This is a genomic window from Sporosarcina luteola (genome assembly GCF_023715585.1).
Lineage (GTDB): Bacteria > Bacillota > Bacilli > Bacillales_A > Planococcaceae > Sporosarcina > Sporosarcina luteola_D.
In genome coordinates this window covers 82,448-95,690 of the sequence record NZ_JAMBOK010000004.1, presented here as the reverse complement: position 1 = coordinate 95,690, position 13,243 = coordinate 82,448, and the positions used below count along the sequence as shown (strand labels likewise).

12 protein-coding genes, 1 other RNA gene and 1 pseudogene are annotated in these 13,243 nt (G+C 36.8%); 2 read left to right on the top strand and 12 right to left on the bottom strand.

Going from position 1 to position 13,243, the window contains the following annotated elements; all coding sequences use genetic code 11:
* Positions 1–66: 66 nt before the first annotated feature.
* The 8 genes from M3193_RS14680 to M3193_RS14640 all read right to left on the bottom strand — a co-directional run bounded on the left by M3193_RS14680 (position 67) and on the right by M3193_RS14640 (position 8,117).
* A complete protein-coding gene (locus M3193_RS14680) occupies positions 67–393 on the bottom strand; it encodes a four-helix bundle copper-binding protein (protein ID WP_251629181.1) in 327 nt (108 codons plus the stop codon).
* 503 nt (positions 394–896) lie between these two features.
* Entirely contained in the window at positions 897–2,903 is a 2,007-nt protein-coding gene (locus tag M3193_RS14670; RefSeq protein ID WP_251629179.1) for a DUF3883 domain-containing protein, read from the bottom strand.
* Positions 2,904–2,918: 15 nt separating this feature from the next.
* Positions 2,919–3,257, bottom strand: a complete 339-nt coding sequence (locus M3193_RS14665; protein WP_251629177.1) for a hypothetical protein — start codon at positions 3,255–3,257, stop codon at positions 2,919–2,921.
* 4 nt (positions 3,258–3,261) lie between these two features.
* Positions 3,262–3,912, bottom strand: coding sequence for an HIRAN domain-containing protein (locus tag M3193_RS14660; protein WP_251629175.1), 651 nt, complete (start codon positions 3,910–3,912; stop codon positions 3,262–3,264).
* A gap of 121 nt (positions 3,913–4,033) precedes the next feature.
* Positions 4,034–5,881, bottom strand: a complete 1,848-nt coding sequence (locus M3193_RS14655; RefSeq protein ID WP_251629173.1) for an ATP-binding protein — start codon at positions 5,879–5,881, stop codon at positions 4,034–4,036.
* Positions 5,878–7,011 (bottom strand): SIR2 family protein, encoded by a 1,134-nt coding sequence (locus tag M3193_RS14650; RefSeq protein WP_251629171.1) that lies wholly within the window; start codon positions 7,009–7,011, stop codon positions 5,878–5,880. The genes M3193_RS14655 and M3193_RS14650 overlap by 4 nt, the downstream gene beginning before the upstream one ends.
* A gap of 450 nt (positions 7,012–7,461) precedes the next feature.
* Positions 7,462–7,677, bottom strand: coding sequence for a hypothetical protein (locus M3193_RS14645; protein WP_251629169.1), 216 nt, complete (start codon positions 7,675–7,677; stop codon positions 7,462–7,464).
* Positions 7,678–7,793: 116 nt separating this feature from the next.
* Positions 7,794–8,117, bottom strand: a complete 324-nt coding sequence (locus tag M3193_RS14640) for a hypothetical protein (RefSeq protein ID WP_251629168.1) — start codon at positions 8,115–8,117, stop codon at positions 7,794–7,796.
* 195 nt (positions 8,118–8,312) lie between these two features.
* Here M3193_RS14640 and M3193_RS14635 point away from each other — a divergent pair, with 195 nt between their 5' ends.
* Complete coding sequence (locus tag M3193_RS14635; protein WP_251629160.1) at positions 8,313–8,534, top strand: helix-turn-helix domain-containing protein; 222 nt, start codon at positions 8,313–8,315, stop codon at positions 8,532–8,534.
* A 663-nt stretch (positions 8,535–9,197) separates the two neighbouring features.
* Here M3193_RS14635 and M3193_RS14630 read toward each other — a convergent pair.
* Positions 9,198–9,530 (bottom strand): hypothetical protein, encoded by a 333-nt coding sequence (locus tag M3193_RS14630; protein ID WP_251629463.1) that lies wholly within the window; start codon positions 9,528–9,530, stop codon positions 9,198–9,200.
* A gap of 57 nt (positions 9,531–9,587) precedes the next feature.
* Between M3193_RS14630 and M3193_RS14625 the strand changes: the two are divergent.
* Positions 9,588–9,773 (top strand): annotated as a pseudogene (locus tag M3193_RS14625) (tyrosine-type recombinase/integrase); the annotation flags it as partial.
* Between the two features lie 135 nt (positions 9,774–9,908).
* Here the strand turns inward: M3193_RS14625 and ssrA are convergent.
* The 3 genes from ssrA to rnr all read right to left on the bottom strand — a co-directional run bounded on the left by ssrA (position 9,909) and on the right by rnr (position 13,192).
* Positions 9,909–10,269, bottom strand: a transfer-messenger RNA (tmRNA) gene (ssrA, locus tag M3193_RS14620).
* Positions 10,270–10,372: 103 nt separating this feature from the next.
* The gene (gene smpB / locus M3193_RS14615) at positions 10,373–10,840 is read right to left on the bottom strand and encodes an SsrA-binding protein SmpB (protein WP_251629157.1); all 468 of its coding nucleotides are present in this window, start codon (positions 10,838–10,840) and stop codon (positions 10,373–10,375) included.
* 63 nt (positions 10,841–10,903) lie between these two features.
* Positions 10,904–13,192 (bottom strand): ribonuclease R, encoded by a 2,289-nt coding sequence (gene rnr / locus M3193_RS14610; protein WP_251629436.1) that lies wholly within the window; start codon positions 13,190–13,192, stop codon positions 10,904–10,906.
* Positions 13,193–13,243 lie beyond the last annotated feature (51 nt).

Genomic DNA, 13,243 nt, shown 5'->3' with positions numbered 1-13,243 from the left:
AGCTATTCCAAGAAACCATTTCAATTTTCTTGGGATAGCTCCTTCGGTGAAGTTTTTTAGTTTCGTTTATGCTACCGCCTGACGGCATGCTTCTGCACATTTTCTGCAAGCTTCGGCACATCGTTTGCAATGATCTTCCTCATGTTGAGCACACTCTTCAGCACAACGTTCGCAAACAGCTGCACATAGTTCTAAAATCTGATTAGTGAATGGACTATTACGCATTATCGCTTGCGCTGCGAACGCACAAACATCTGCACATTCTCGGTCCAACCGAATGCATTCAGCCATCATCTTAACGTCTTCTTCTTTCAAACATGCGTCGAAGCAAGTATTACATTCCTCCATACATTCTAGAATTACTTTTAGGGTTTTTGCGTATTTCGTATTCATTGGTATCACCTCCAGATGTTTTGCTTTCGAAGATATTTTTCCCTTGAGGTGAATCTTTAAACTAAAAGTAAGCATCTCCATAATATTGTGATCATCATTTCCGTGGTAGCTGCTCGTATTGGTCACAGTGACGTAGCCACCACGCTTAACAATTATCCTCACCTTTATCCGACAACAAAAAAAGAAGCCGTACTCACGATGGAGGACGACTTCAAACCTGTGCAGATTCTTCAATTGAAATCATGATTATTTATGCCAAAAGTATGCCAGTGAATTATAAAAGCCCGCAGCACCAAGGCTTACGGGCTCAGATGGAGACGGCGGGTGTCGAACCCACCATAAGAATAAACGTTATAATACCACTGATTATTAGGGTTTATAGCTACTATTGCAAATGTTTGACTACGTTTTTGACTACGTTTGAACAAAATTTTGTTGCGGGGGCAAAATGAAATATAGTTTCTTAAGCTTATTTGTTCAGGATCTTTTAGCATTAACACTCTTTAACTAAGTTTAAGTGATGTTACTGTTCCAATGTATTCGTCACACACCCATTCCCAACGGGTAACTCTTCGATTCAGACCTAAGTTTTCTATAGGATTAGATATTAAACATAGTTCAAGCTCATTATCACTCTGTTTAACTATAGCTAGGATGTAATCTTTCTTTTTCTCGTTTGCAACCCCATATTCATTATTAGTTAATGAAAAACTATCGCCTAGGTTGGTTACACTTTTTACTTCAACATATTCTACTTTATCTATTCGGTGCACCTCAATATCATACCCTAGATTACTTTTAGATACGTCACTAACTGAAATTACATCTTCGAATGATTCAAAGTAAGCTTTAACATTAACCTCAGCAGCACGCCATTTAGAAAACTTAGATGAGAAAGATTTTATGTTTTTCTTATTGCTCGGTGTAATCGATATCGATGATGGTATTGATGATTTTGTCGATTTTTGTAAACCCAATTTAGATAGGAACCATGAAAGGTCTATACCTTCTACATGGTTATAAAGTGACTGTATAAAGTCTTCATTATATAAGTCTATGAACAATGTAGATGATTTGAATGTATCATTTTTTTTAGCATCAAAATTGAACCGATTGTGTTTAATATATTCTTTTATTATTTCAATTCGCCCTCTATTTGAAACGTATTCCAAGTTACACTGTGGTAAAAATAACATATCAACATTTAAGCGGTTTATATCTATAGTATTAAATAGGTCTTTTAAACTTGGTATCGTTTTAAATATAGCAGTATCAAATGCATTTAAATTGAGGTTATTGCAGATTAATCTGTAGTCCTCTTCATTTATCCATTCAGGTTTAACATAAACTGACGCTAAACTTACAGAAACACCATTAAAAGTAGCCTTCATTGCTTTTAAACCATTTATTAGCTCAGCCTTAAATACATCGGAAAAACTTAATGAGCTCTTAAATTTCGCAATTGGATTAACAGTCAAAGTAGAAATTGAATCTATGAGATTTTTATTAGCCTTCGTTGGGTCCTCGATTGCAATCATTACATGCGACTTAATTAATCGTACTAAATTTTTTATTACAAGCATTGTTTTTTCATCTAAAATCACCTGAGTTCTTGAAGGATCGGTATTAAATGAACCATTTATTAAGAACTTAAATCCTGTTTTAACGTTTGTGGGGAGAAAGGAATAAACAAGAAAATCATCATCGTCGCTTCTAGGTGTTAAACTTTCTTGTTCATTTAAAGGTAGAGCTATAGCTTCAGGTGAATTTTGATCAGACTTTATTACACTCCAAGACGTTGAGGCGGATTTTCCCTTTAACGTTACGTTTAGGACATTCTTATTCACGGTACGCAATGCTCGATAATGTAAAGGTTCATTATCAACATCAATAATCACTGTATCTACATTTTTTAAAAACAAAAGAGTATTAGGCGAGAAAGCCTTGATTTCGTTGGTAATAGCGTCCATCTGTATATTTTCGAAAATAAAGATGACTGAAAAGCCTTCATTTATTAAAGTATCTATGGTCGATTGAAATCGATCTATTTCTTCAAAAACATGTGGAACACGAATTAATGGTACATCTCCAATCATGTTTTTGTCCCGAAGCAATTCAGCTGTTTTTTCTTTAGAAAACGTAAAAGATAAATCATGTGAAAGAACATGAATTGTTTCCGAAAAGTTAACAACGGATTTGAAACCAATTCCTCTATATCCAATATACAGATCCCTATCTTGTTTCGTGGATGCACCACTTCTGCAAATTGAAACTAAATCATCTTTATCAAAATTCCGGCCATTGTTAGCTACATAAAGTGTAGAATCCTCCATAAGTATCTTAAACTTGTTTGATCCAGCATCATCCGCATTTTGAAGTAATTCAATAATCGAACGCATTTGGTAACTTTCCGTAATATATTTCTCCATATTGGCAAGGTCGTTAAAAAGAATAGGAGAAGCCAAGGCTTCTTGGATAAATTGAATTCTTAAATTTTGAATTACATTCAATATAATGATGCTCCTTTATCTAACACGTTGAGGATATACACGCACTTTATCAATTTTCTTTCCAGGTGGGGCCGCGATTTCTATTTCAATATGGTCAATACCATCAAAAGTATCCGGTCTAATATCCCCTCTACTACCCACGCCGATTAGCTCTCCTTGCTCATTGTATATGCTAGCCATAAAGTGTAATGGGTTTACAATATCACCTATAACTTCAATTAAAATCCTTGCTTCGTCGTAATTATGGTATTCACTTTTAATTTCATACGCATTAACATTTAATTCAACCCCGTGTTTTTTTTCAATTGCTTCTAGTCGTTCTATTTTGATTTTTTTCGCATTATTTAAACTCATAATATCACTCCCCAAATAGAAATATATTCTTAGAACTAAAAAAAACAGGTGATTCCAAATAAATTGATGACTTATTAATTTTTAGAATACAAGCTTTTTTTTCGCCATCGTCTTGTAAAAATTGATTATAAACAAAGGCACAATCACTATTTAAATAACCAATATGATTTCCATTAGAATCTGAAACTTTAACAGCGAATTTATCGAATTCATTGTACTTGTCTAAAGTAAGAGTGACAAAATCGCCTATGTTTAACTTATCTATATAATTTCGTCTATCCCCATAATTCAATCCTACATGAATTAAAGTCATGGAAGTAAAATGTTTATCATCTAAATATGAATTTGTTGGATAGATTCTAATGTGACATTTTTCTAATGCATCTAAATGCCTGTTGTTCAATCTTATTCGATTAGCTGTAATTCCATCAAAGGTACTCCCATCAATAGGGATACTTTTTATAGGCATTATTAAAGTTCCATTTTCATCGTAAATATCAATATTAATTTTAAACTTACCATATAATTCATCCCCGATAACTTCCATATAAATGTTCGATGAATAGTCATCCTGAAAAAAACTATGAACGAGATTTATTCCGAACCTTTCGTTCAACTTAGGGAATGTTAGTATTTTACTTGTATTAATAATCATTTTCCCCCTCCTGTTTTTATTCTATTTCTATTAGTTGAAAATACAGGCATGTAATCCATTAGATATAACTAGCATGGATTCTAAAGTCCTACCTTTTACTTCGACACTTTTTTATTATTTTTTAAGCTTTCGTCATCTCCAAAATCCTTTCTTTTGATATCTCATCATCTTGTCTTTTCAACCACATACGAGAAGGTTTAAAAGATTGTGACTCATTACTATATTCTTCTCCATCAACAATAACTTCCATTGGTACATCAAATGCTTCTCCCACTGCTAACAAAACACCCGTTCTAAGATAAGAGAGTCTAAATACTTGCGAATCATTAATATATGGAATGCTCTTACGTACTTGATCTAAATCCAAGTTATTTCTTATTCTATGCAAAAGAAAGTTATTACATTGTGATATAACCGTTTTGGATAGTTCCCCAGGCCTTTGACTTGCTAGTATTAAAAAAACACCAAACTTCCTGCCTTCTTTTGCAATTCTTTCAAACGTTTTAATTGACCTTAAATTATCTTGTTCTAAACTTGATTCTTTTAAGTACCTATGTGCTTCATCCAAAACTATATTATAAGATTTACTCACACTCTGATTTTGCTGTCTATCTAATCGTTGTTCATCAAAAATTTCTCTAATTACATAACTAGAGAAAAATAATAAATCTTCATCTGTCAAAGTAGAACAATCAAATATAGTTAGGGCGCTATTATACCTTTTTAATATATTAAATCTTTCTATCTTACTTGGATCTATATCAAAAAATGTACTTGAATAAGCTAACAACAAATTATCAATTCTGGTCATTAAAGTAGTAGAATGTGATCGAACTTGTGCATTCCCCTTAGATTCTTCTAACAATAAAACTAAATCAACTCCAATTTTCAAATCTGCCAAGGACTTTACTTTGCCCGAAGATCGCTCTAATAAATTATTTAATTCGTTATTACAACTCTCATAATCAATAGTAGATGTTTGCTTAATGTAATTACTAAGAGTAGACTTAAATTTGTGTTCATTGGCAGGTGTGAAGTTTCCAAATTGAGCATTGTATTCACGTGTTGCATCCTTTAAACTTGAGTTCTCAATTTTATCTAATAACCCTATTATTTTTGCTCTTTTAGTAACAGCGTCAGTTTGCTGGTTATTATAAAGTTCCAATGCACAGAAGACCCTGATCCAGTCATAATGGTGGTCCTCTTCACGGATTAAGCTCGCCATTCTTAAACTTTTTAAAAGTACAGGCAATTGAACTGCCGCTGCTGGTTGGACTAAGTTAATCCAATCTTCTGTGGTAAGTGTATCTGCCGAAATAGATATATCTTCCACAGAAATATAAGTCGCAAACTGGTCATCAAAACTTTGATATTCATTGTGCACATCGAACACAATAAAATTAATTTTATTTATTTCCACGCCTTGATTATCTAATAATAAAAGTTCATTCATCAATTTTCTTAAAGTAGTTGATTTCCCAGATCCTGTATTCCCTAATATGCTCATATGATTCGTAAATAGCGTATCGACTGCTATTCTGGGTACATATTGATGCGTGGTTAAGGTTCCCAATGAAATTGATAAGGTATCCTTCCCAGGCATTAAAATCTTTTGGATATCTTTAGTATGCGTAAGATATACTTCCTCATTAATCATCGGGAAGTTTGATAATCCATATTCAAATTTATTCTCTGTAACTTCTCCCACTGGAACTGCTTCAAAGTATGCTTTTTCTTGAAACTTCGACTCTTCTAGTTCTGTAAAAGGTTTTTCTTGATCATATAATCCTGTTATTTGATAGATATATTTTCTATGGGAATCTTGATAAATCGTAATAAAATCATTCAACCCATTACATGTATACATATCACCCATATAATTGTGGTGGATATTAGAAGGCGATGGAACTTCAATCACAATTTTATGGTAGAATACTTTAGTAATTTTGCCTATACACCTATTCCTCATTGATTCATTTCACTCCTAGTCAAATAGCTAATTACATTAGAGAAGTAATGACCGTCATTTACACCGTGAATGCTCCCACCTATGAAATGAAAATTTGTTTTATGTTTATGCCTTTCTATAAAAGCGGCGGCATTAGACTCATCTTTATTACCAAACACAACCAGATTGAAATCTTCATTACTCAGCGATTGCGAAATGAGATGGTTAATATGTTGATCTGGAAAACCATACCCTAAAACAATTAATGTTGAATTTGGTTTCTGTAAATTAACACTCAAAGCTCTAAACAACTCAGAGTAAGGTGTTTGTTGTGTTTCAATATGTTTGTCTATTGTAGGATAAATCAATATATCTTTAGCATCTATGTCTTTATTATTGGTTTGAATCACCGAATCATATTCAGAGCTATAGACCCAATCTATGGACCCATGAATTTTATACAGCTTTATGTATCTACGAAGAATGCTCCATTTCTCTTTATAGCGATTTTCATCATCCACTAAACGTAACTGAAAAGTGGTAGGATCGAATTTTCGTATCACTGATCCAGTGAAGCCATTTGTATAATAAATATCTAAGTCTTCCATTGCTACTTCATTAAATAGATCATAGTTTGTTGTATAAACATTAACTGGACTAAAATCTTTTAGCTCTCTAAATGAAAATAAAGCATTGTAAAAAGAGTGATATAAAGACTTAGTTATGGCTACCTTCCCATCACTCCCACTATAATCGTCAACAATACTTTCAATAAGATACTGCTTAGTAATATTAAATGAGCGTTCTAAACCATTCTTAAATCCTAGATTAGTATCGTTAAGTTCTAATTTCTCATAAAAGTTTATCCCCATATTCAACCAATTTAAATATCCCTCTATATCCTTATTTTCACCACCATATTCTATAGCTGTGAATAATGCATTCCCTTCTTGTGTTTTTAATGCATTAAAAGTGTCTCCCATCAAATTAACTGCCGGCAATGAACATCCGGAGCCTATAAGGATATTAAGATTATTGTTTTGTAAGCTTTTTATTAAAAGTTTGTTTACATATTTCTTTTGCACTGAAAATTCTTCATTCTCAACTTCGTTTCTACCCTCACGTAAATAGTATAAAAATGGTTCATTCATAACGCCTACCCCAATCCGTTCTTTTAAATATAATTATACCAAAATTCACCTGTCAGTAGGCCGATATTTCTAATTTCATATATTCGTTTAAAATATCTCTCTATATTAGTCGAACTTAAAGAAATTAAACTTTCTTGATTTGATACTCAACTGGAAGTATGGAAAATAAATCAGAAAATGTTAGATGCTGTACGGATTTTCAATTGAACAACTACAGGCCTCCTGTGAAACAGCCCACTTTTCCCCTCACCAGGAGGGCTTTTTTGAAAAACTGATAAATATACCACCCATAATTGATGTTATGAGCGGTTTAAATATCAAAATAAACAAAATAAAAACCTTCCGGCAATATTAAGAAGGTTTCAGGCATTTTCATGACATACATAGTCGATGTTTTTAGTGCTATTTATAGCTGTATCTCAGTTTAGAATTGTTTAATCCCCTACTAGCCTAATCATTTTCCTTTTGAGGGGAAACTAAAATACTAAGTCCATGTTCCTTTCCATAATCCCACATTTTAACCCAAGGATAGGTACCGTCAGGAAGATAAAAAGTACGAACATCTGATGGTTTTATTCTCGACATATCGCATTCAGTTCCGTGTTCCTTTGTTGCCGGATGGATACCTACTTCTCTACCAGTGTCATTAAAGTATACAAACTTCAAAATATATCACTCCTAATCGCATTGATTTAACATTCTACAATGAATTATTAAATCCCTTGTACAAATTATAAAAAAGGAGTATCCGTATATATGGATACTCTTTGATAAAAATCAAATTATTTATAACTTTGTAATATCGACAATTTTTGGTTTGTCATTTCAAAGTATTTATCTGAGATCAGTTTGAAATCCTCAGGTCTGAGATGATCCAACAAACCATCGGTAACTTTAATAAAGTGAACCGTATCTCGTTTGCCAAATAACTCTTTTTCAACTGCTGATTCTTTAAATGTTATAGTATTGATAACTTTCCTAGAAGCCTTATTTATAACTAAAAATTCTTCTTCCTCAGAAGCCATGTCAAATTCACAGCTGCATAAGCTTGAGCGTTCCACTTGACCCTTTCCAATTACTTTTAACGTGTCTAAACACCAAACCATTATGCTTCCCCCTATATTATCTTAAAAATTGACCTACTACAAAGACCTCTTTTCCAATAGCATTAAATAATAATTAAGACAATTATATAATTCAAGGAGAATGATATCAATAGTGTATATTTATAACTAATTAATACTTATAGTATGTGGTCATATTTTTCCGCCTCTATATTGTTGATTTATGAGGTGATCGAAATGGATGACATAGTTAAAGTTGTCGGAGAGCGAATTCGGTATTTCCGTAAAAAAAACGGAAAAAGTCAGGAAGAATTAGCACATCAAGCATCCTTACATAATACGTATGTCGGACAGCTAGAGCGTGGAGAAAAGAACGCATCTATTGAAAGTTTATACAAAATACACAGGCACTTGGAATCACCTAAGAAGAGCTCTTCCGCAACACTCAGAGCGGATTAAAAACCAATAGCTTGGAAATCTCTGAAATCCTTTCTTTATTAGAAAACAAATCGAAAAAGGATCAACAGACATTTTTACAATTAATTGAAATCCTTTTCGAATGGAAAGTAAGTAATTAATGAATATTACATTCCCTTTATCTCCCCTATAGAGAGTCTCGTTATCACCAAAAAGTAAACGCACCAGGGGGGTGTTTGTTGCGGTGAGGTGCATTACCAAGCTAAATACACACCACGCACCATGTTATCCGCTGTAAAGAGACAGCGGAGCTTAGTTAATACATAATACAAATGTCAAAACTAAGTAAATGTTCTATAAAAAATAAGCCTAATACCTGTAGTTGAAATGTGCAAACGACATAGAACTAAAACTGCTAGTGTGCTATAGCTCTATATTTTAAGCGATTGACCGTCTGTTGCGATATCTGACACTGATGATAGATGATCCTTATCAATTATTTTACTCTGAACGGGATGGTAATAGTATTAGGTTAAATATTGAATAATGATATTTGTATATGATATTTGTATGTCTGAGAAAATGACATTCAGCTATTCTTTTTTGAAAGTCCTATTTCATTTTTGTACGTTCCTATTGAATTAATGAATAAGAGTATTGCATTAAAGAGTCAAAAAAAGCTACCTGATTGGTAGCTTTTTGTACTTAATCCGTAATACCAATATCCATCATCCATTGCTGTATTGCCTGTGCTTCTTCCTCATCCACAAACATGTTCTTTTTGCTGTTATATCGCTCGGCGTTAGGCTTACGTTTTTTAGTTTGCTCTTTTTTCTTACTCAGATAACCAACCACTTCTTCTTTCCAATTTACCTCAATAATAATATTATAGGTCTTTTCAAGTGATTGAGTTATTGCGGAAAATAACTCATAAATAACGCTGTCTGTTTCTAATCCGTTGTTATATTTTTGAATAAGAACGCCATATATATCACGGTCTGTAAATTCATTTTTTTTAGAGACATTAACCAACTGCAACAGTTTATTTCCCCAATCCCCGTTGATATCATCAGGTATTCTTTTATCATCGGCACAATAACTACACATGGTTTACGCCATACCCATTGTTCATTGTTATTTGAAGCAGGAGCTACATTGAAAGAAGTGCAAGATCGTTTAGGACATAGTGATGTTCAGACGACAATGAACATCTATGCTCATGTTACGAAGAAGGCAAAAGAAGAAGCAATATTGAAGTTTGCCAACTACATTGAGATGTAGATAAATGACTTACGCTTTGACTACGTTTTTGACTACGTTCGATTGATACTATATGAAATCAGATGAAACAGGGTAAAAGAAAAAACCCTTGAATATCAAGGGTTTTGACACTGTTTGAAACTCCATGAAATTAAAATATGGAGACGGCGGGAGTCGAACCCGCGTCCAAAGGCTCTGCTACTTCAGCGTCTACGCGTGTAGATTGACTACTTGCGATTCGCACTGCATTATGCCGTCAATCAAGGCGTCTTGAGCGCTATCCTGATAATCTCTTGCAACGGCCTCAGGAGGCAACCGTTACCGTATCCCACTAATAAGTGAGCCTAACAATGCCACATGGGCGATGGAACTGCTAGGCAGATTCAACAGCTTACGCTGCGAATGCTAGGTTGTTGTTTGTTTTGCCAGTTATTATTAACTGTCGTTTCTGACGGAGACGATCCCTCCGACGCGCAGCTCAAGCCCAGACCACCCCTGTCGAATCCGTAACGTCCCCGTTATGAAAGATTGTTACACCTTTAAAGGGATGTCAGGAATGCCTGTTGAAAGGCTTCTGAACTATATCACTACTAGTATCATACTACATTTTGAAGCAAAAATCAATACTGCTGCTTCGCTTTGAAGGCACGTTCCACTTCGCGTTTCGCTTCCTTCTTCTTCAAGTCCTCACGTTTGTCGTAGAGCTTCTTCCCTTTACCGACGCCGATCAATACTTTCGCGAAGCCGTCCTTCAAGTACATTTTCAGCGGCACGATTGAATAGCCATCCTGCTTTACCTGCCCGACAAGTGACGCAATCTGTTTCTTATGGAGCAGCAGCTTGCGTGAACGCAATGGATCGTGGTTGAATTGATTTCCCTGTTCGTATGGACTGATATGCATGTTGGAAATCCATGCTTCATTATTTCGAATCAAAACGAAAGCATCGCGCAATTGCACTTTGCCATTACGGATCGATTTGATTTCCGTTCCTTGCAGCACAATTCCTGCTTCAATCGTTTCTTCAATCGCAAAATCATGGTTTGCTTTTTTATTGATGGCTAGTACTTTCCCTGCACCTTTTGCCATAGTCCTATTACCCCCCACTAATTAAAAATGCTACGGCATTCGCCTAAACGAATGCCGCCACGTTTATTTTCTCTTTCTTGGAGCCTGTTTCTTCTTCTTTTTTGCTACACCTTCGTAGAACTTCTTCTTCTGGCTCGGTGCGCCTTTTTTCTTGTCGCCTTTAGGCTTATCGGAAGCTCCCCTACGCCCGCCACCACTTGATGGTTTCTTCGTATGGATGACTTTCGGCGACTCTTTGCGTGCTCTGTGGAATGATTGTTTCATCCCTGAGATTTCGAAGTCGATCGCCGATTCCTCAGGTTTGACGGAAACGACTTTAATTGTCACTTCATCACCGATTCTGAACTGCTTGCCGGTATGCTCGCCGATCATCATCATTTGACGGTCATCGAAACGGTAATAATCGTCCGTCATATAGCTGACATGGACGAGTCCTTCCACCGTGTTCTCCAGCTCAACGAACATGCCGAAGTTTGTCACGGATGAAATGACACCGTCGAACTCTTCACCGATCTTATCAAGCATGTACTGTGCCTTCTTCAGCGCGTCCGTATCGCGTTCCGCGTCGACTGCCCGACGTTCACGCTCTGACGTGTGCTGAGCGATCTCAGACATGTTGGCGTTCCAATGCGCGATCGTCTCGGATGAAACATCCTTGTTGATCAAATACGTGCGGATCAGTCTATGGACGATCAAGTCCGGATAACGTCTGATCGGTGACGTGAAATGCGTATAGAAATCAGCTGACAATCCGAAGTGGCCAAGGCTTTCCTCAAAATACTTCGCCTGTTGCATGGAGCGGAGGAGCATTGTCGAAATGACTGTCTCTTCCGGCATGCCTTCGATTGACTCGACAATTTCCTGCAAGGCGCGAGGATGCACTTTATTCCCCGTACCTTTGACGACGATTCCGAAGTTAGTCAGAAACTCGAAGAAACGTTGGAGCTTTTCAGCCTTCGGATCTTCGTGGATCCGATAGAGGAACGGTACTTGCATCCAGTGGAAATGCTCCGCAACCGTTTCGTTCGCAGCAAGCATGAATTCCTCGATGAGTCGTTCCGCTGAAGTACGTTCCCTAATTACGATATCCGTCGGCCAACCTTGGTCATCGACAATCACTTTGGACTCTTTAAAGTCGAAGTCGATGGCTCCGCGGTCGATCCGTTTCTGCCTCAGAATCGAAGCGAGGTCTGCCATATCATTCAGCATCGGAACGATATGCTCGTATTTCTTCATGAGCTCTTCATCTTTTTCCCCGATGATTTTATAGACGTCTGTGTATGTCATACGTTCCTTCGATTGGATGACACTCTCAAATATTTCATGGTGGATCACTTTTCCGTTCCGGTCGATTGTCATCTGGCATGACATCGTCAGACGATCGACGTGAGGATTCAAGGAACAGATGCCGTTCGATAGCTTATGCGGAAGCATCGGGATGACCCTGTCTGTTAAATAGACGCTTGTTGCCCGGTCATATGCCTCGTCGTCGAGCGGTGTGTTCTCTTCAACATAATAGCTGACATCGGCAATATGGACGGACAATGTGTACGTTCCGTCTTCATTTTTCACGAGGGAAATGGCATCATCCAAGTCCTTCGCATCGGCTCCGTCAATCGTAATGACGAGGTCCTCTCGTAGATCGCGGCGTTTGAACAGATCCTTCTCCTGCACTTCGTCCGGCGTCCGATTCGCTTGCTCCATCACTTCAGGAGGGAACTCGACTTCTATCCCGTGCTTATGAATGATCGATAAAATGTCGACACCAGGATCATTTTTATGTCCAAGGATTTGGACGACCATACCGGTTGCTGATTTCAGCTCACTCGGCCATTCCGTAATTTCCACGACGACTTTATGTCCTTCGACGGCGTCGAGCGAATTCCCTTTTCCGATGAAAATATCCATCGGCAGCTTCTTATCATCCGGGATGACAAAGCCGAAGCCGCGGTTATCCTGATAGGTGCCGACAACCTTCGTCGTTTTCCGTTCAGCGATTCGAATGATCGATCCTTCGCGACGGTCGCCGTAATCACCTTTCGAAACCCGGACAAGTACAATATCCCCGTTCATTGCCCCGTTCACTTCCGGCGGTGGAATGAAGATATCGTCCATCCCATCCGTTTCAGGCGTGACGAAACCGAACCCTTTCGCGTGTCCGATGAATTTACCTCTTACCAGGTTCATGCGCTCCGGAACGCCGTAACGGTTTGTGCGGGAGCGTACAATTTCACCAGTCTGCTCAAGCTGCACGAGCATTTTCACGAGTTCCTTGAACTCAGCAGCCCCTTGAATCTCTAATACCTCTTGGATTTCCTGAACCGTCATTGGTTTATACGATTCCTCTTTCATGAAATTCAATAGCCTTGTTTTTAATTCCTCATCAATAAAATCCAATTACTA